We start from the raw sequence: 18,975 nt of genomic DNA, 5'->3' as shown, positions 1-18,975 counted from the left end.
CTGTTCCAACTATTGAAAGGTATCGCTCGCAGTTAATCGCAGAGCGAGCAGAAAACCATAAAAATCTAAAGTCATTCAAGTTTTCGACTGCTTGACGTCAGAGGTTCTTTTGCCGCTTTTGGTCTCTGCTATGACGATTTTCCATAAAGACCCTGTCAGCAACGGTAGATCAGCGGGTAAAACACCTGAGTTGTAATAAGATATGTTCCCTTTGATTACATTTTTTCTCCAACTATCTTCCGCATCAAAATACATACGAAAAGTCTCAAGAAACTCCGACCATAAAAGGATTCCTGGCCGTCGCTTCCCACTTTCGTACGATATCTTCACCCGCCAATCCGCCACCGCACATAAATACGCATAGAACTGCGGATCAGAACTAGCCTTGCCGCTGCCAATCGCCACGTCATACGCAGTTACCTGGCTGTGATTTTTGGCGCTCCCGATAATCGAACTGTGGAAGGACTTGGCGCTGACTTCACGTTGCCAGCGCAACCGCGCCTCATTCGGGCTTTCCTGGATGGTTGCCAAGACATTTCCTTCCGTATAACGGGTGGCGGCAATGACCTTGCGTTGATCGAGCGGCCCTTTGCCATCGAGTTTCTTTTCCTTGTTATAGGCTGTTGTCATCAAGGCCAGTTCGGCCCCGCGTATGGCTTCGTCGCGCTCTGGGAAGCGACGATAGCCGGCCGGATCCGGACGGTCCTCGGCGGTTGTGTGCAGGCCGCTTCCGCTGGTCAGCGCCACTGATGCATCGCAGGGATCGACTTCTTCCGCAGGTCCCTGATCTTCAGGTTTGCGGTTTCGCATCATCGAGGTTTTTGGAATATTGAGCGGATCGATTTGCGAAGTGCCCCGCAAATCGGCCGGCACCGGCTGTTTCAACGCCTCGCCATTGATGGTGCGTATGCCATTACGCTGTTCCGTCTTGCTCAACCTGGTATTGATAGGCCAGGCCACTGCTTTATGTTGCGCACGGTATTTTCTTAATGAAACATCGACGTGTGCCTGTTCGCTTTCTGTCATGAGGCGCAGTGGAAAATCAAACGGCGGCGGCTTGCCTACCAACGACAGCGTGGTCTTTCCAGTGGCCGGATCCAGCCTGGTCTTGTTGCTGAATATCCGTTGATAAAATCTGCCACCCAGTTCCGTCAGCGCATTGCGTACCTGCTCGCGCTCCACCATCTTGGTATGTCCTGATGAAACGCTAACCCCATCAAGACTGAGAGTCTCCTCCTCTTCCACCAATTCGCTTCCCGATGCATAATCGGGCACGCCATCCCAGCCTATTCCCTGGATGTTATCGAGGGCCACCGTCATGTCTTCAGGGCAAAAATATAGATAAACCTTGCGACGGTTGTCGCGGTCGTCAGCACTCTGCCAGCGGCTGCTGACCATGCCGCGATGTTCGTCCTTCTTCAGCTCGGAAAACGGCGGCTTGCAAGCCTGGCCGTTGCCCTTCGCCACGTCGGAAACTATATTCACCAATGTCTTCAGGCGCGCTCCCATGGTCTGCGCACCACTGAGCAAATGGTAATAGGGCTTCATCGCCGCATCCTCGCCGCCATCGAACCAGGCAGCCCCTCGCATCAACAGAGGCAGGCTGTCCACCAGACTGTACGGCGGATGCATGAGTATCAAATTATCGGCTGGCGCCACCCCTTTCTCCATCAGCATGGCTTGCGCCAACAGCGACAGCAGACAGCCCTGGCTGTGCGCAACGATGCTGACGGTATCATTCGCATCGTAATCGCGAATCATGGAAATGAGCGCAGCCAGCCGCTGGGCCGCCAATACCATGTACATGCGCCCGGGCGCCGTTTTCAGTGGCCGCAAGGCATCTCCCATGGGATCGCCAGGCGCATAGATACCCGGACGCCACATGTCGGGCAAGCTGCTGGTGGCGTTGCCGAAAGGCCCCCCTTCCTTGGACAGGTCCTTGTCGAGGCGATTGCCGTAGCGGTCGACGGACTGACCGTTGATGGTTTTGCATTTCACTGCCACTTCACGGTAGCCCCAGTAAAACGGAATCACGGGGCTGTTGGTGTCCTTGGCGATCGTACGCTTGAAGAAAACGGCATCTGGATCGTCTTCCAACTTGTCCTTGTCCGCCGCGACAGGCATGCGGTAAGTGGCAGGGGTAAAGCCGCGCCCCAGTCTGTGCGCCAATCCCTCGCACAAGCCGTGCTCCACCGCCTTGTAGCTGACGCCCACGTCATTGACGCCATGGATGACGATGATATTGCCTGGCAGGTTGCGGCGTATCTTGACCTTCTTGCACACGCTGCGTTCGCAATGCAAGAGCGTCACGTCCTCGCCCACCACGTACGGTACTTTCGGATAGCTGCCCATCGCACTCTCCTGGCGTCATCAATCCTTGTTGTTGATCACTTCGATAGCGGCAAGATGCATTGCCGCGCGCTCCAGCACGTCCGTCTTGCCACCGCCATCGCTGCGGCCATCGGCCGAGGAGCCATCGTCCAGCTTCACGGCAAAGTGCGCTAGCGGTGCCAGCTGCGGCGCGGGCGGCACGCCGTCGATGGGACTGTCGTCGCCCTCGTACTGAAAAATGAATTGCTGGTCGGCCTTGCCTTCGGCAAAACCTGGCAATTGCACTGCCATGCTCTGCGGATCATTAAAGACGAAGTTGGGCGCATTGAAGTTCAGCGGCGACTTGCTGCCGAAAGTGATGCCGTCGGCGATACGGATAAAGGCGCCGTGCTTGGAAATCAATACGATCTCGTCAGCCATGCCCGTCAGCTTGCCATCGCTGGCCGTCAGCTTCAGGTTTTTCCCCGCATTGAGTTCCATGTTGTCATGCTGGCTTTGCAGCAGGAACTTGCCATGATGGGCGATGGCGCGGATGCCATCCGCGTGCGAAAACAGCGAGATGCCCTTGCCCGCGTTCACGCTGTAACGCTGGCCTGCCACCGCCTGCAGGTGCTGCTGCGCCACCGTATCGACGCTGCCGGCGGCATAGCTGACGATGGCCTTTGAACTGGCAAAGCTGATGCCGGCGGGCGCCGTGACGGCAATCGCCGCGGCACCGCCCAATTCGGCACGCGGTTCCGTATTGCTGCCGCCTTCCCAGCCTTTCATGCTGTGTTGCAATGCCTGCTGCGCCTGCTCATCCTGCTCCAGCGCCTGGTGCGTGGCCGCATACCTGCCCAGCGAGCGAAACAGTTCCAGGCAATTTTCCATCAGGCCCAGATATTCGCTGCGCGCCATGTGCCCACCGTCGCCATTCAGGCGCTTCCAGGCTGAAATCAGCATGCCCTTGCCGGCCCGCATTGCCAACTGCTCATCGGTGCGCAGCTCGGCCCCCTCGCCGCGCGCTGTGCCTTGGCCATTGCGCCGGTCCTGCGTCAGCCAGCCCAGGTTGAGCTGGGTGGAACCATGATCACTGGCAAGCTGGGTGTTGATTTGTCCATGGACATCGTCAAAGCGCAGCTGATTGGCACGCGTGCCCTTGATTTCGCGGCTCTTGATGCCGGACAAGTAACGGTTGCCGGGCAAGTCGCCCGCTTTGCTCAATGCGATCGGCAACGCACTGTGGTTGTACAGCTGTCCCACGATGATGGGCCGGTCCGGGTCGCCGCCGAGGAAAGCCAACAGGACTTCGCTGCCCACGCGCGGCAAGCCCAGATAGCCGCACTGCTGCATGCTGCCAGGTCCGCTTCCCGCCCAGCTCGATGCGACTCTTACCCAGGCCGAATCAGCATCGGTGTCGGAAGCGCCCGTGCCGTCGGCATGCTCGTGGTCCACCTTGCGCGTGGCGGGGAAGCGTACCTTGACACGACCCATCGCATCGCAATGGACTTCCTCATTGGCCGGCCCCACCACCACGGCGCTTTGCATGGTAACTGGCGGCAGGTCGATGCGTGTGTCGTAGGCCGGAACGATGGGCGCGCCGCGCCGCACGACAGACACTTCAATACGCATGCGCAAGGGGCCGCCGTCCACTTCGGCCGCCAGATCGCGCTGCTTGTGCACGCCCTCATCGTCCAGCCAACGGTTGCGCGCAAACAGGCGTGCCACCCTGGCGGCTAGCTCCCTGGGCAAGTTATTTTGCGCCGCCACCTGCAGCGACGTGACGACAAAATCGCGCTCGACCGCTGGCAAGGCGTCGATGTCGGGGTGCTCGGCCAGAGTAAAGTATTCACCCGGACACAGGTCGCGTACGCTGCCTTCGGCGTGAAAGCAATGGCTCTCGTAATCGTGTTGCTGCATAGCCAGCATGCCCAGCTGACACAACGCCTCATGGTCCACGCCCGCGCGCGGTGGCAGCACGCGGTAATCATCAAGCGTGGCGGCAATGGCATTGCCATGCATGCCCTGCTGCCCCCATCCCAAGGCATCGGCAGCCATGAACGGCCGCGCACGCGGGTGTTCTTCATTCCAGCTATGGCGCGTTACCTTGCCCGCCTGCAGCTTGCGCACTTCGCTCCACGAGGTGAGGGTGTCGCGTTCTTCCGTTGTCCGGTCCGCGTGATAGCGCACGGTGTCCGCCATGTTTTTTCGCAAGCCGTCGGCATGGTTGAACAGCACCAGGGTATGCGCCGGCTCGGCATGTGCATCCGTATTGCCCTCCGCACGGAAAAACCAGGCGACGCCACTGCGTTTGAGCAAGCGCCGCACAAAGGCTGCATCCGACTCATTGTGCTGCATGACAAACTCGCGCTGCGGATATGTCTGCGCTTCGAAGAAATCGGCAAATGCATATTGAAACGCATGCGCCAGCACGGTATTGCTGCGTATCCATTCATCGAGCAAGGTCTTGACGATCTCGATATCCGTCAGGCGCCGGAAGACGCGCGTATTGCAGCGTTTTTCCATGACGGCGAAGGCATCCGTCAGCACCAGCTGGTAGCTGGCCAGCGCGCCATCGCTGTCACCGGCGCTCGCTTGCGTGACGAGGCCGCAGATGCTGCGCAACTGCCCCTGGTCGGTGACGATGTCAATAGCGGCCGGCAAGGCAATCAAACTGCTCAATGGCAAGTCGGCATGCGTCGAGACACACAGCACGCGGTATTCGATGCCGCCACAGATGGCCTCTCTGCCGGCGATGCGCTGTGGTATCAGTACGCCGGCGGGCACCTTGGGCGAAACACCCAGGCGCAAGCGCAAGGGGCGCTGGCCACCCAACATCGACTCATCACCGTCCATGGCCGTCTCCTCATGCGCACTTGCATTTAATCAAGCTGGAGAAACGACAATGCCACGGGATCGTGGGGAAATACTTGATATTTAGTAAGAATCCGCCAGGGTCCCCAGTACTTCCCTCAAGCTTTGCCGCTTGGCCAGCAAGGCGGGATCAAACGCAGTCCAGTGCTGCAGGCGCAAGGTGTAGGCGGGCGTCATCATCCAGCCGAACACCTCCGCCTTGTCTTCCTCGGGGCCGTAGGCCGCGTACAGGCTGACGAGGCCAGGCTGCGGGTGGCCGAGGTTCTGGAAGCCCTTGCCGTAGGCCGTGGCGCCGCCCTGGCCGTAAGCGGTGGCGGGCGGGTTCAGGGCCAGCCAGGCGGGGTCGCGGTAATAGAAATCGTTGAACAGGCGGTATTCGATGAAGTGGTAATACTCGTGGTGCACGCGCAGCTCCATGCCGGATGGACACAGCGCGGCCAGCAGGTTGTCGGCATAGACGACGCTGTCGATTTCCGGCGCCGGCATGGCCAGGCGGCGCTGGCCGTCCACGCTCAAGTCTTTCACCAGCACGACGTGGCGCAAGCCCGTGCGCGCGAAAACGCCGGCCAGGTAGCGCTCCATGGCCGGCAAGACGATGCTGAGCAACAATTGCAGCCCGGCGCGGTCCTCTTCCGAATCGCTGAAGGCGCGCGCTTCGCTGCCGGGCATGGCCAAGCGCCAGACGGGCGCCAGCTGCAGGGCCGCCAGGCGCGCCGTGGCGACGGCTTGCAATTGCGCCACGCTGGCGTCTGCCGGTGCGACGGGCGCATAGCGCACGCTCCAGTCGCATTCGCTACGCATGCTGTCTTGCTGGGCGGCACGCTCGAACGCTTGCGTATAGGCAGGCGATGGTGCGGACGGGCCGGTGCTGGTGCAGGCGGACAGCAATACAGCGGATAGCAAAGCAGCGCCAAGACAGGACAGCAAACGGCAAGCAGGCATGGGATCTTTCACAGGCAAGAAAATGGGGCGCAATCGCTGCGCCCCATTGTACAAGCTGCCAATTCCCTCACGCCATCAGCGCTGGTATTGCTTGAAGAAATTCCAGCTGATCACGGTGGCGTCCGGGCCCAGTTCATCGCTGAAGGGCCAGCCGGGAGGACCGCCGCTCCACGCGTGGTTCATGCCCTCGACCGTGTACTTTTGCGCGATGACGGCGCCGTTGTGCAAGTAGGTGTCGATGGAATAGCTGCGGCCGTACGGCACCGTCTGGCGAACGATGCTGTCGGCACGGTAGCGCACGCTGTCGTTGTCGAGGCCATCGTCGCCGTAATCGCTGGTCTGCAGGAATTGCTCGATGGTCTGTTCGCCATTGACCGGGTTGACGACGATATCGGAAGTGCCATGGAACACCATCGTCGGTATCAGCCGGCGCGGCGAACCGGAGCAGCGCCAGGCATCCTTGCCGCGCACCTTGGGATCGAACGAGCTGCCGTTGAAGAGCGAATCGGCGGCCGTGATCATGCCGGTGGCGCCCTTGTACATGCCACCCGAATGCACCATCACGGCGGCGAACACATCCGAGTAGCAGGCGGCCAGGATGGAGGCCATGGCCCCGCCGGCCGAAATGCCCGTTACATACACGCGGCTGTCCTGCACCGCGTAGTTATTCTTGACCTTGTCCAAGATGCCCATCAGCACGGCTGGTTCGCCCGTGCCGCGCTCCTGGTTCAGCGGCAGCATGAAATTCCAGCAGCGCATGGGGTTGGCCGTGACGTTCTGACGCGGATAGACGACGATGAAATGTTCGCTGTCGGCCAGCTGGTTGTAGCGGCTGACGGCAGCCATGCTGTTGGGCTCGGAACCGCAGCCGTGCAGCATCAGCACGACGGGCAGCGGCGTGTTGGCGTTATAGTTGCTCGGTAGCCAGACCTGGTATTCACGCGAGCCCCACAGGCTCGCGTACAGGCCGAAGTCCCACTGCCCGGCAGAGGCCGGCAGCGCGGCCAGCAAGCCGCAGGCGGCGATGAGTGCAGAAAATAAATGACGCAGTTGCTGATTCAGATGTGCCATGCCAGTCTCCTGATTATTATTAACGACGAAAACAGCGACAACGAACCGGCTTGACGCCCGTCAAACCGGCACTTCTACAACTCCTTAAAACTTGTACCCTGCCTTGGCGATGATCTGGCGCGGCGGGCCATAGAAACCGTCGAGGATGAACACGGCGGGAATGTTATAGCCATCCGTACGGTAGCGTTTATTGCCCAGGTTGCTGCCGTGCAGACTGAAGGTCCAGTTCTTCGGCGCTTCCCACACAACGCCAGCCGTCCACAGGCTGTAGCCGCCCTGCGCCAGGGTTTCGCTCAAGTCCGTGGTCGGGTACACCTTGCTGCGGTAGCCATAGCCGACCAGGCTGCGCAGGGCGCCGCCGAAGACGTCGCGGTCCGTGCGCGTCAGGTTCAGCCCCACTTGCCGGGCAGGCGTATTGCTGAACTTTTGCGTGTCCGCGATATTCTTGCCACCGCTCATGAACTCGTCGTAGCGGGCATTGAGCAGGGCGAGGAAACCGTTGACTTCCCACTGGCGGTTGGGCCGCCATGAGAATTCGAACTCGGCGCCTTTCACGGTTGCCTTGCCCGCATTCGTGAAGTCGCCATAGAAGCCCGGCACGCCGCCCGGCTGCACATAGCTGGTAAAGACGGACAGCTGGATATCCTTGTAGCGGTTGTAGAACAGGGCCACGTTGGCGTCGAAGGTGTCGTCCGGCGCCGCGTACTTCATGCCCACTTCCAGCGCGTCGAGTTTTTCATCCTTGTACGGCCGCGCGGAATCGGGCACCACCAGGTTGTTGGCGCGCACGTTGTAGCCGCCCGACTTGAAACCGCGCGACAGGTTGCTGTAGAAATTCGTCGTCTTCGACGCTTCATAGCGCACGGACAACTTCGGCGAGGTATTGCTGACGGAGAGCGACTTGTCGAAATCGGCCGCCGTCTGGATGGGCCGCGTAAAGCCCACGTCGGCAAAAGCGCGGTTCAGCACGATGGCGCGCTTTTCCTCGCGCGTATGGCGCAAGCCCGCATTGATGCTCCACACCTTGCCCAGCGGCCAGGTCCAGTCCGTGTACAGCGCCGTGCTGTCCGTCTCCACCGTGCTGACGGCGGCCGTGAACTGGCGTCCCAGGAAGTTGTTGTAGATGCCGCCGCCCGCCGTGCCTTCGAAGCGGTACAGGCCGATCACGCCGGCGCCATAGTCGCCGCTGTAGGATGCCTGCAATTCCAGGCTTTTCTGTTCGTCGCGCGAGTCGCCGAAGACGTCGGCGATGGGCAGCGGCAAGCCGTCGAAGTCGATGGTTTGCTCGGACGTGCTGCGCCGCTTGGCGCCGATCACTTTGACGGACCAGTCGTTCGAGAGCGTGTAGTTGGCCACCAGCGAGCCGCCCCGGTTGTGCGTGAAATTGTTGTCCGGCATGCCGCTCTGGATGTCATACGCATCCGTGCTGGCGGGCCGCTTGAGCGGATCGAAGGCGCTCACGCCCATGCGCTGGAAACCGCGCACGCCCGATTTGTCATCGGTGGCGTCCAGGCTCAGCACGACGGTGAGTGGAATGTCCTGCGGGAAGTAGCCGACGGACAGGCGCGCGGCCGTGCTGTCCTGGTCGCTGACCTGTTCGCCGTTATACGTGTTGCGGCCGAAGCCGTCGCGGTCCAGCTTGGCGGCGGCCAGGCGCGCGCGCCAGGTGCCGCTCTCGTTGGCCAGGTTGAAGGCGGCCTTGAAGTTACGCTGCTTGTAATTACCGAGGCCCACTTCCGCCGAGGCGCCGTTTTCCTTTGCCAAGGGGCGCGAGATGTACTTGATGGCGCCGCCGATGGTGTTCTTGCCATACAAGGTGCCTTGCGGGCCGCGCAGCACTTCGATGCGCTGCACGTCGAACACGTCAAGCAGCGCGCCTTGCGGCCGGGCCATGTAGACATCGTCAAAATAAATGCCCACGCCCGGGTCCACGCCCCAGACGGGATCGGCCTGGCCCACGCCGCGAATAAACGCCGTCAGGGTGGTGTTGGTGCCGCGCGAGGCGTACACGGTCAGGTTCGGCACGCGCTCCTGCAGGTCGGCCAGGTTCTGGATATTCGCCCGTTCCAGCGCCTTGGCGGAAAACGCCGTGACGGCCAGCGGCACGTCCTGCAGGCGCTCTTCGCGGCGGCGGGCAGAGACCGTTACGGTTTCCATGCGTTCTTTCGCATCGCTGGCGTCCTGGGCAGTGCTGGCGGCAACGGGGGCGGCTTCCTGCGCGTGGGCCTGGGTGGCAAAGGCGCCGGCAACGGCGAGGGCGGCGGGCAATAATGTCAAAGCAAGTTTCATAGCGTCTCCAATGTCAGGCTTGCTTGCCACCAGGGAAGACGGCCGGATTTCAGAATCGCAAGACGTAACGGTACCCGCGCGCGAAAGCGTGCACCTGCCCTGCGATGACTGTGTTCCGACCCTCGGCCCGTGCGGCGAGTGGCCTGTTTATTTTGAATGTGTGGCGAGGAAGGACTGCAACAAGGTATTCACACGCTGCGCCTGGTCCAAGGGCGTGGCGTGGCGCGAGTTCGCGATAATCTCGATCTCGCACTGCTGAAACTGTGCGGCAAAGGCCCGCTTGCTGGCGACGGGCGTGTAATCCTGGTCGGCCGCCATGATGAAGACGGGCATGGCCAGGGCCTGGAAATGAATGTCGATATCCCAGTGGAAAATGGCGTCCAGCGCAGCCAGGTAGGCGCGCTTGTCCATGCCCGCCATCTGCGTGGCGAAGCGCTCGACGAGGGCATGCTGGGCAGGATCGGGAAACAGTTTCTTGCCGATGATCTTGCCCATGGCCTTCAGGCCGAAGGTAGCGATCACCGTGCGGCGCAGCCAGTAGGCAAACAGCAGCGCGGCCGGCTTGCGACCCTGGAACGGCTGGGAATTGATCAGGCACAAACCGGCCACCCTGCCCGGCGCGCGGTTGGCCATTTCCAGGCCCACCATGCCGCCCAGGGAAAAACCGACGATGTGCGCGCGCGGCACGTCGAGCTGGTCCATCAGGTTGAAGAGGTCGTTGGCGAAGTCGCCGATCTGCCAGTCGCCGTTTGGCGCGGGACTGCGGCCATGGCCGCGCAGGTCGGGCACGATCAGGCGGTAGCTGCTGCCGAGGGCGTCGATTTGCGGGCGCCAGTCTTCGGCGCAGGAACCGAGGCCGTGCAGCAAGAAGATGGGCTCTGGCTGCGCGGCATCGCCCTGCCCCTTGCCCAGGTCGAGGTAATGCAATGGAACATCGGATGTCGTGTGACGCCGCATTCTGTCTCCTTGCTGTTGAACATGCTTTGTGTTCAGGTGCAGGAATCTGTTTTCCTGCTGTTGGAAAACATAATACGGAATCCGAATTCCGATTTCAAGTTAAATCGCGAAATATCTCAAGTCAGGTAATTTAAAGCAACACGCACCAGCTCATCTTCCAGCGCGGCCGCCGACAAAAAGGACAGCGAGCCCGACAACACGTGCTGGTTCAGGATACCCAGCAGCACGGGCGGCACTACCATCATCGCCTGCGTGGGGTTCGGATGGCGGATGCTGGACGACTTGCTGGCCAGCACGGCCACCGTGCGCTGCGAGATCAAATGATTGATCTGGTGCACCTTGTCGCGGAACTGCGCATCCTGCGAGCAGCGCGTGATCAAGGCGCGCAGCACGCCGCGCCGGCCCATGTTGACGGCCACGAACATGGCCACCATGGCGCGAATGAACTCTTCCAGGCTGCGCCCTTCCCACTGGCGCAGCTCCGTCAGGGTCTCGACCTTTTCCACCATGTCGGAAAAAAAGCGCTGCAGCAGCAAGCGGCTCAGCGTGTCCTTGTCGCCCAACAGACGGTAAAACGTCCCCACCGAGGTTTCCGCCAGCTTGGCCAGGTCGGCCACGCCGATCTCGTCGAAACGGTTTTCCGCCAGCAACTGTTCTCCCACCAGCAGCAGACGCTCGAAGGCCAGCTTGCTGCGCGCCTGGGTGGGCTCAGGTGGAACGATCAACTGCGGGAAAGGCATCGGGAAGGAAGGCATGCGGCGTCGGCGTCTCGAAATAGTGGAATATAAGTTCCGTTATGGGTGCCCGTATTGTAACGCGGGAGACGGCCGATGGGGAGCGCCGCGTGGCGCCCTCGCGTGTGCTACCTGCCCTGCCACTCCATGTAGACGTCGGCGCGCTGGTAATGCGCGTCGCCGGCCGGCCGCGCCACGTGGGTAAAGCCGCTGCTTTCATACAGGCGGATGGCAGGCGCCAGCTTGCTGTTCGACTCCAGGAACAGTAGCTTGGCGCCGCTGGCCTCGAAGGCGTCAAAGGCCCGTTCGATCAGCCGGCGCGCGATGCCCAGGCCCTGACACTCGGGTGTGACGGCCATCTTCGACAGTTCGATCCCGGCGTCGCCGGTGCGGATCAGGGCGCAGGTGCCGACGATCTTGCCATCGAGGCGCGCGAGGAAAATCTGCCCGCCGTCGTCAAGAATCGAACTTTGCGGATCGGACAGCACCTTGTCGTCGAGCGCCTCGACATAGAAATAGCGTTCCAGCCAGGCGATATTCAGGCGCTTGAAATCGGCCGCATACTGGGCGGCGTAATCGATGATCTCCACGGCGGCCTGCTCGCGCTGGCGCCGGCAGGCGGCGATGGTTGCGCCGAAACCCTGTGCCTGCAAGCGCGCTTCGGCGCGGTCCAGGCTGGCCATCAGCTGCGGCGTGCCCTGCTCCAATACCACATCGACGGCAGCGCGCACGTCATCCCACAGGGGCGCCATGTCGCGCAGCAAGGCTTGCCCGGCGTCGGACAGCGCCAGCAGGCGGCGCCGATCATCCTTGGCGTCCGGCAGCTCCGCCACCACGCCCGCGTCGAGCAGCTTGCGCCCCAGTTGCACCACCACCGGATGCGTCTGCCCGATCTGCACGGCCAGGGCCGTGATCGACGTGGGGCCGTTGTCGCGCAGCAGCAATAACAAGGGGAAACAGCGCGACGTGAGCTCGACGCCAGCGGCCAGATAGCTGGTATCGACGCCGGCGTACAGTTGATCGGAAAGACGGCGCAGGCGGCTGGCCAGCATCAACGAGCCGTAGGTTTGCAGGGTGGAGGACATGTTAGGCAGATATATGTAAGTAGTTACGTATACCATAACGTAAATCGACTTTCCAAGTCAAGGGCCAGCGACCGCCCTGCAATAGGCCACGTCGATGTCAGAACACGCCAGCCTCGCCCGCATCAAAGGCTTCCTTCCACAAATGATAGCCCTCCAGCTCGCTTTCATGAACGGGTTCATGGCCAATCAATGACTGCCCCGCCGCCGCACCTGGACTGCGATTCGGAGCGTGGCCTATCCTGACCGTCCAGCTGCCGTCCAGAGCAGCGGCCTGCGCCTCCTCGGCCGTGTCGAACTCGTATTCGCCGTATGCACAGCCGATGATCAGCAGGTAATCGTCCTCCGTTGCCACGATGTCCTTGCCGCCCATGTAAATCGCCTCGCCGGGGCCGACCTCGACTGTATCTATCTTCAACACCTTGGAAACAGAAAACTTGCCGCCCTCGTCTTGGGAAAGCAGCAGATCTCCTTGCTTGAAAGGAAAAGTCTTATAGTCGGGAGGGAAGAAATTTCCTGCAATCATGAGTACACTTTTTCAGTTTATATTGACATCAATCTTCATCGGCCAGCGCCACTTGCAGCCTGGCCCGGAACACGGCCCCGGCCATCTCGCCCAAGGTCGGCCACACCTGCGTCAGCCAGCGCCTGCCCTCCTCGCTCGGCTTCACATACGGCGCGTCGCGCGTGGCGCAGTCCAGGCCGATCGCGATGACTTGCCCCGCATCGTCCAGGCCGCCGGCAATCATGGCGTCGATGGGCAAGGCGATCAGGTCGGCGGTCAAATGCGGACGCAGCAGACAGGCGGGCGCGATGATGGCGAACGACGCTTCCGCATAACTCCAGCAATTGGTGGGCCAGTGGGCGTTTTTCACATGTTCCAGGAAGACAGCATCACTGAGCGTTTCCGGATAGGCTTGCGCCTGCGCATAAAAGGCGGCAAGGGCGACGAGTTGCGGCGGGGAAGTCCAGGTGGGCATCAAACATTGATCCAGGCAAAGCCGCACCGGGCTGGCGGCAAAGGCGGACTGTAGCATGTTCAAGCGGCACGCTGAAACACGGCTGGCCCGGGCATAATGGCGCCGTTACCACTCTCAGCAATGACACCCATGCCGACATCGTTCGCACACTGGAAAACTGAACTTTTAATTTTGTGCAACATCATCCAGGACGACGACCACACCACGCCGCCCGATGAAGCCCAGCGGCGCTTCCAGCGCTACTGCGCCATGCTCGATGCGCTGACGGGCAAGGAAGGCGCGCAATACGCACTGGCCATCTTTCAATCCGTGCAAGCCGAACACGATTACGGCGCCTACCAGATAGCTAACCGCGTCGCCTGGCGCTACGGCGAGACGGCGTATTGCATGGCACTGCTGCATGAACTGCCGCGCCTGATCGCCACCTTGCCCGACTGGGCGGGCGAATTTCTTGTCGGTATCGCCAATGGCGCCGGCACACCCCACGCCTCGGCCATCAACTGCTTCAACTCCCTGCTGGCCGGCGCGCCCCCCGCGCCTCAGGCGCTGATCGCGGCCTTTATTGCCGAGGAAGAAGACGATGGCTGGTTCGAGCATTGCCCTGGCGTGCTGGGCGCCATTGCTGGCGAGCGCTACGCGGGTATCCTGCCTGGCCAGGACGGCGCCGCCAGCTATCAATTATTCCTGCTGCCCGGCGAGGCTGGCGACCTGCCCTGGCAAGACGCGCTCGACTGGGCCGCGGCGCGCGGCGCCTGTTTGCCGACGCGCAGCGAACTGGCTTTGCTGCACGCCAACTTGCCCCACGCCTTCCCGGATGCCTGGTACTGGTCCTCGGAAGCGGACGCCATCCTGCCCCGCATGGCCTGGAGCCACGATTTCGACAACGGTACCCAGTACAACTTTCGCAAGACTTACTCAGGCCGCGCCTGCGCCGTGCGTCGGGTCGAATTGGCGCCATCCGCCGCTGCGCCCATTCCCCTGCAGCAGGGCGAACGCTATGCCGGGCTGATCCTCGGCACGGATGGCGCGCCCGATTACCACCTGATCCTGCAGCCAGGCGAGTTCGAGCTGGAATGTCAGACGTGGCAAGCCGCGTCAGCCTGGGCCGCCAGCCTCGGCCACAGCCTGCCGGATCGGCGCGATCAGACCTTGCTGTACGCGACATTGAAAGACGCGTTCCGGCCCAACTGGTACTGGTCAAGCGAGCCGGGCGACATCGAGAGCGAAGCCTGGTGCAAGGATTTCGACACGGGCGTCAGCTACCAGACTGCGCGCGAGTTTGACGGCTACGCGCGCTGCGTGCGCAGAGTGTTTGCCTGAGGTCTACGGCGAGGACGAGTAAAGTCTAAAAGCGCTCGTCGCGCAGGGCCGGCATCACCAGTTCGCGCACGAACGAGGCATTCGACAGGTTCAGCAGCATGCGCACGACGGCAACGACATCGTGCACGGGGATCAGCTCGCCTTCGCCCCGCGCGGCGGCATCCGCCAGCGGCACCGACAAGCCATCATAGGTATTCAGATAGCCCAGTTGCAGCGCCGTCACGGCCAGCCCCTGTTCGCGGAAACCTTCGCGCAAGGAATCGGCGATGCCGTTCAGGGCGAATTTCGAGGCGCTGAACGTCACTTCCGGGCGGCCGCTCTGGCGCAGGCCCGAAGTCGACCCCGTAAGTATCAGCTGCGGCTTGCTGCTATTGAGTAAGCGCGGCACCAGGCGCTTGAGCAACAATATCGTCGCCGTGATATTGGTATTGACCATGTCGACGATGGCATCGTCCGCATCGCCGAGAAAAGCATACTCGTCGCTGAAGGCCTTTTCTTCCCACACGCCCAGGTTGTAGATCACCGCGTCCAGCGCGGCTGGCGCCTCGCGCGAAATGCGTTCGACGGCCTCGGCGGGTGCCGCCAGGTCGGCCGCGATCCATTGCAGCTGCGTACCCTGGCCGGCGGGCAAGTTGGCAGGTGGCTGGCGCGATACGCCGATGACGGCATGGCCGTCAGCGAGCAGACCGTCCACCAGCGCGCGTCCCAGGCCCCGGCTGGCGCCCACGATCATGATGTGCATACTGTGTCCTTTCCAATGAAGTCAACGCTGATGATAGCGGCGTTGTATTAAGCACAGCTGAGGATGTCCCCCGCACGAGCACCCTGCCCCGGCGTTTACTCACGCAGCGGAAATGCGTATGCTAGGTCTGGCAATCTCCGATAACATACAAGAACGAGACACATGCCTACTTCCAACACCGCCGCAATCAACGCCGCAAGCCGTCCCCTCACCCAGCAAGACTATAAAACCCTGTCGCTGGCCGCCCTGGGCGGCGCGCTGGAGTTTTACGATTTCATCATCTTCGTCTTCTTTGCCAACGCCATCGGCCAATTGTTCTTCCCGCCGGAGATGCCGGAATGGCTGCGCTTGCTGCAAACCTTCGGCATCTTCGCCGCCGGCTACGTCGTGCGTCCACTGGGCGGCATCGTCATGGCCCACTTCGGCGACTTGCTCGGCCGCAAGCGCATGTTTACCCTCTCCATCCTGATGATGGCCGTGCCGACACTGCTGATCGGCCTGCTGCCGACCTATGCCACCATCGGCCTGGCCGCCCCGCTGCTGCTGCTGCTGATGCGCGTCTTCCAGGGCGCGGCCGTGGGCGGCGAAGTACCTGGCGCCTGGGTGTTTGTCTCCGAACATGTACCCAGCCGCTACACGGGCTTTGCCTGCGGCGTGCTGACGGCGGGCCTGACGGTCGGCATCCTGCTCGGTTCGCTCGTGGCGACGGGCTTGAACACCGTCTACACGCCGGCAGAAATCACCGATGGCGCCTGGCGCTATCCATTCCTGCTGGGCGGCATCTTCGGCTTTGGCGCCATGTATCTGCGCCGCTGGCTGCATGAAACGCCCGTGTTTGCGGAAATGCAGCAGCGCAAGGCCCTGGCCACGGAAATGCCTTTGAAATCCGTGCTGCGCAGCCACCGCGGCGCCGTCGTCGTCTCGATGCTGCTGACGTGGATGCTGTCGGCCGGCATCGTCGTCGTCATCCTCATGACGCCTGCCTTGCTGCAAAAGATCCACCACATCGCGCCGCGCACCACCCTGGTGGCCAATACCGTGGCGACGCTCTGCCTGGCCTTCGGCTGCATCATCGCCGGCATGCTGGCCGACCGCCTGGGCGGCAAGCGCGTGATCTTCGTCGGTTCCGTGCTGCTGGCCATCAGTACGTATATCTTCTACACCACCGTCGGCACCCGCCCCGACCTGCTGCTGCCCCTGTACGCGATGACGGGCCTGTTCGTCGGCGTCGTAGGCGCCGTGCCCTACGTGCTGGTGCAGGCGTTCCCGGCCCAGGTGCGTTTCTCCGGGCTATCGTTTTCCTACAATTTGTCGTACGCGATTTTCGGCGGCCTGACGCCCGTGGTCGTGACCCTGATGTTGAAGAACAACGTGCTCGGTCCCGCCTATTACGTGATCGGCGTGTGCGTGGTGGGCATGCTGACGGCGCTGTTCATCAAGGATCAGCGGCAGACCGTGGGACGTTAGATCAGCCGCCTGCGGCCCAAGCCACCTTCGGGTGGCTTTTTTTTCGCCCCGATTTGTCGCGCTGCACCAAAATCTGAAAAGGCGTTTCACATCGCGGGATTTCCGACAGCAGACTCAGCCAGAAACTCTCTCACTTTTTGAAAATTCATTCCATATCATGAAAAATAATAATTAATACCTTGAAAAACAAAGACTTAATTTAAGTTATATGTCTTATATAAGACTTGAACATCGGCACGGATAGGCCTACTATTTAGTCATGCAGTTCGCATCGACAAACGTAGCGGCGCACTCGGCGACGTACTTAAACATTTTCTCAAACTTAGTTTTTCTTTAGGAGATACACATGTCCCAATATCAAGACGACATCAAGGCAGTTGCCGGTTTGAAAGACCAACAAGGTAGCGCCTGGAACGCCATCAATCCCGAGTCCGCCGCCCGCATGCGCGCCCAGAACAAGTTCAAGACGGGCCTGGACATCGCCAAGTACACGGCGAAGATCATGCGCAACGACATGGCCGCCTACGATGCGGACCCATCCAAGTACACCCAGTCGCTCGGCTGCTGGCACGGTTTCATCGGTCAACAGAAGATGATCTCGATCAAGAAGCACTTCAACAGCACCGACCGCCGCTACCTCTACCTGTCAGGCTGGATGGTCGCTGCCCTGCGCTCCGAATTCGGCCCGCTGCCAGATCAGTCGATGCATGAAAAAACCGCCGTCACGAGCTTGATCCGCGAACTCTACACCTTCCTGCGCCAGGCCGATGCCCGTGAACTGGGCGGCCTGTTCCGCCAGTTGGACGCGGCCCAGGGTGCTGAGAAGCAAGCCATCCAGGCCAAGATCGACGGCCACGTCACCCACGTCGTGCCCATCATCGCCGACATCGACGCCGGTTTCGGCAATGCCGAAGCGACCTATTTGCTGGCCAAGCAGTTCATCGAAGCGGGCGCCTGCTGCATCCAGATCGAAAACCAGGTGTCCGACGAGAAACAATGCGGCCACCAGGACGGTAAAGTCACGGTGCCGCACGAAGACTTCCTGGCCAAGATCCGCGCCATCCGCTACGCCTTCCTGGAACTGGGCGTGGACGACGGCATCATCGTGGCACGTACCGACTCGCTGGGCGCCGGACTGACCAAGCAGATCGCCGTCACCAATGAGCCAGGCGACCTGGGCGACCAATACAATGCCTTCCTCGACTGCGAAGAAGTATCGGCCGACGCACTGGGCAATGGCGACGTCATCATCAAGCGCGAAGGCAAGCTGCTGCGTCCAAAACGCCTGCCAAGCAACCTGTTCCAGTTCCGCGCCGGTTCCGGCGAAGAGCGTTGCGTCCTGGATTGCATCACCTCGCTGCAAAACGGCGCCGACCTGCTGTGGATTGAAACGGAAAAACCGCATATCGCGCAAATCGGCGGCATGGTCAGCGAAATCCGCAAGGTCATCCCGAACGCCAAGCTGGTGTACAACAACAGCCCATCGTTCAACTGGACCCTGAACTTCCGCCAGCAAATCTTCGATGCGATGAAAGCGGCAGGCAAGGACGTGTCCGCCTACGAACGCGCCCAGCTGATGAGCGTGGAATACGACCAGACGGAACTGGCGGTCCAGGCCGACGAGAAAATCCGCACCTTCCAGGCCGACTCGGCCCGCGAAGCCGGCATCTTCCACCACCTGATCACCCTGCCGACCTACCACACGGCCGCCTTGTCGACCGACAACCTGGCCAAGGAATACTTCGGCGACCAGGGCATGCTGGGCTACGTGGCCGGCGTGCAGCGCAAGGAAATCCGCCAGGGCATCGCCTGCGTGAAACATCAAAACATGTCCGGCTCGGACATCGGCGACGACCACAAGGATTACTTCAGCGGCGAAGCGGCGCTGAAGGCGGCGGGTAAGGACAATACGATGAATCAGTTCTGAGCTTTTGGCTTGACTGTAGAGTAAGAAAGCCCGCTTCGGCGGGCTTTTTTGCGTCTGCGAAACAACCCCATCGCCGCGGCACTGGTCTCTACCTTGCCGTTCAGCAGGGGCCGAACGGCACTTTTGCCATCATCAAGTTCATTACCAAAAGTAATCAAGTCCAGTATAATTAAATAAGAATGATTCTTATTTATAATTAACATCCTGCCCGGCGCTCCTCTCCGCGCATGCGCCATCGAGTCGGTCGCGCGCGCCGCGAGGGACGGCATCGCCGGGCATG

General features: G+C 61.2%; 14 protein-coding genes. 3 read left to right on the top strand and 11 right to left on the bottom strand.

The genetic code is table 11. From position 1 onward, the window contains the following. Positions 1–75: 75 nt before the first annotated feature. The 10 genes from GYK42_RS26865 to GYK42_RS26820 all read right to left on the bottom strand — a co-directional run bounded on the left by GYK42_RS26865 (position 76) and on the right by GYK42_RS26820 (position 13,239). Positions 76–2,352, bottom strand: a complete 2,277-nt coding sequence (locus GYK42_RS26865; RefSeq protein WP_166449983.1) for a T6SS effector phospholipase Tle3 domain-containing protein — start codon at positions 2,350–2,352, stop codon at positions 76–78. An 18-nt stretch (positions 2,353–2,370) separates the two neighbouring features. Continuing rightward, positions 2,371–5,166, bottom strand: coding sequence for a type VI secretion system Vgr family protein (locus tag GYK42_RS26860; protein ID WP_166449982.1), 2,796 nt, complete (start codon positions 5,164–5,166; stop codon positions 2,371–2,373). A gap of 81 nt (positions 5,167–5,247) precedes the next feature. Beyond that, positions 5,248–6,087 (bottom strand): hypothetical protein, encoded by an 840-nt coding sequence (locus tag GYK42_RS26855; protein ID WP_166449981.1) that lies wholly within the window; start codon positions 6,085–6,087, stop codon positions 5,248–5,250. 114 nt (positions 6,088–6,201) lie between these two features. Next, positions 6,202–7,197 carry an extracellular catalytic domain type 1 short-chain-length polyhydroxyalkanoate depolymerase gene (locus tag GYK42_RS26850; protein ID WP_166449980.1) on the bottom strand — a complete coding sequence of 332 codons (996 nt, stop codon included), beginning with the start codon at positions 7,195–7,197 and terminating at the stop codon, positions 6,202–6,204. Between the two features lie 84 nt (positions 7,198–7,281). Further along, positions 7,282–9,486 carry a TonB-dependent receptor gene (locus GYK42_RS26845; RefSeq protein WP_166449979.1) on the bottom strand — a complete coding sequence of 735 codons (2,205 nt, stop codon included), beginning with the start codon at positions 9,484–9,486 and terminating at the stop codon, positions 7,282–7,284. Between the two features lie 147 nt (positions 9,487–9,633). Continuing rightward, a complete protein-coding gene (locus GYK42_RS26840; protein WP_166449978.1) occupies positions 9,634–10,443 on the bottom strand; it encodes an alpha/beta fold hydrolase in 810 nt (269 codons plus the stop codon). 116 nt (positions 10,444–10,559) lie between these two features. Continuing rightward, positions 10,560–11,198, bottom strand: coding sequence for a TetR/AcrR family transcriptional regulator (locus GYK42_RS26835; protein ID WP_070257218.1), 639 nt, complete (start codon positions 11,196–11,198; stop codon positions 10,560–10,562). A gap of 107 nt (positions 11,199–11,305) precedes the next feature. Further along, entirely contained in the window at positions 11,306–12,262 is a 957-nt protein-coding gene (locus GYK42_RS26830) for a bifunctional helix-turn-helix transcriptional regulator/GNAT family N-acetyltransferase (protein ID WP_166449977.1), read from the bottom strand. A 97-nt stretch (positions 12,263–12,359) separates the two neighbouring features. Further along, positions 12,360–12,785: a hypothetical protein gene (locus tag GYK42_RS26825; protein WP_166449976.1), complete on the bottom strand. Its 426-nt coding sequence runs from the start codon at positions 12,783–12,785 to the stop codon at positions 12,360–12,362. A 28-nt stretch (positions 12,786–12,813) separates the two neighbouring features. Further along, the gene (locus GYK42_RS26820) at positions 12,814–13,239 is read right to left on the bottom strand and encodes a hypothetical protein (protein ID WP_166449975.1); all 426 of its coding nucleotides are present in this window, start codon (positions 13,237–13,239) and stop codon (positions 12,814–12,816) included. 129 nt (positions 13,240–13,368) lie between these two features. Between GYK42_RS26820 and GYK42_RS26815 the strand changes: the two genes are divergently transcribed. Next, positions 13,369–14,559, top strand: a complete 1,191-nt coding sequence (locus GYK42_RS26815; RefSeq protein ID WP_166449974.1) for a DUF1566 domain-containing protein — start codon at positions 13,369–13,371, stop codon at positions 14,557–14,559. Positions 14,560–14,584: 25 nt separating this feature from the next. Here GYK42_RS26815 and GYK42_RS26810 read toward each other — a convergent pair whose 3' ends face one another. After that, complete coding sequence (locus GYK42_RS26810) at positions 14,585–15,301, bottom strand: SDR family oxidoreductase (RefSeq protein ID WP_166449973.1); 717 nt, start codon at positions 15,299–15,301, stop codon at positions 14,585–14,587. A gap of 162 nt (positions 15,302–15,463) precedes the next feature. Here GYK42_RS26810 and GYK42_RS26805 point away from each other — a divergent pair, with 162 nt between their 5' ends. Continuing rightward, positions 15,464–16,768: an MFS transporter gene (locus GYK42_RS26805; RefSeq protein WP_166449972.1), complete on the top strand. Its 1,305-nt coding sequence runs from the start codon at positions 15,464–15,466 to the stop codon at positions 16,766–16,768. Positions 16,769–17,114: 346 nt separating this feature from the next. Further along, positions 17,115–18,695, top strand: a complete 1,581-nt coding sequence (locus tag GYK42_RS26800; RefSeq protein ID WP_166449971.1) for an isocitrate lyase — start codon at positions 17,115–17,117, stop codon at positions 18,693–18,695. Positions 18,696–18,975 lie beyond the last annotated feature (280 nt).

Source organism: Janthinobacterium lividum (genome assembly GCF_011601275.1).
Lineage (GTDB): Bacteria > Pseudomonadota > Gammaproteobacteria > Burkholderiales > Burkholderiaceae_D > Janthinobacterium > Janthinobacterium lividum_E.
The sequence above is the reverse complement of the archived record's forward strand: the minus strand, read 5'-3'. Positions and strand labels throughout refer to the sequence as shown.

Bases quoted from the DNA above. Each gene is read 5' to 3' on its own strand.
- GYK42_RS26865 (WP_166449983.1), bottom strand. From the start codon at position 2,352: ATGGGCAGCTATCCGAAAGTACCGTACGTGGTGGGCGAGGACGTGACG.
- GYK42_RS26860 (WP_166449982.1), bottom strand. From the start codon at position 5,166: ATGGACGGTGATGAGTCGATGTTGGGTGGCCAGCGCCCCTTGCGCTTG.
- GYK42_RS26850 (WP_166449980.1), bottom strand. From the start codon at position 7,197: ATGGCACATCTGAATCAGCAACTGCGTCATTTATTTTCTGCACTCATC.
- GYK42_RS26845 (WP_166449979.1), bottom strand. From the start codon at position 9,486: ATGAAACTTGCTTTGACATTATTGCCCGCCGCCCTCGCCGTTGCCGGC.
- GYK42_RS26840 (WP_166449978.1), bottom strand. From the start codon at position 10,443: ATGCGGCGTCACACGACATCCGATGTTCCATTGCATTACCTCGACCTG.
- GYK42_RS26835 (WP_070257218.1), bottom strand. From the start codon at position 11,198: ATGCCTTCCTTCCCGATGCCTTTCCCGCAGTTGATCGTTCCACCTGAG.
- GYK42_RS26830 (WP_166449977.1), bottom strand. From the start codon at position 12,262: ATGTCCTCCACCCTGCAAACCTACGGCTCGTTGATGCTGGCCAGCCGC.
- GYK42_RS26825 (WP_166449976.1), bottom strand. From the start codon at position 12,785: ATGATTGCAGGAAATTTCTTCCCTCCCGACTATAAGACTTTTCCTTTC.
- GYK42_RS26820 (WP_166449975.1), bottom strand. From the start codon at position 13,239: ATGCCCACCTGGACTTCCCCGCCGCAACTCGTCGCCCTTGCCGCCTTT.
- GYK42_RS26815 (WP_166449974.1), top strand. From the start codon at position 13,369: ATGCCGACATCGTTCGCACACTGGAAAACTGAACTTTTAATTTTGTGC.
- GYK42_RS26810 (WP_166449973.1), bottom strand. From the start codon at position 15,301: ATGCACATCATGATCGTGGGCGCCAGCCGGGGCCTGGGACGCGCGCTG.
- GYK42_RS26805 (WP_166449972.1), top strand. From the start codon at position 15,464: ATGCCTACTTCCAACACCGCCGCAATCAACGCCGCAAGCCGTCCCCTC.
- GYK42_RS26800 (WP_166449971.1), top strand. From the start codon at position 17,115: ATGTCCCAATATCAAGACGACATCAAGGCAGTTGCCGGTTTGAAAGAC.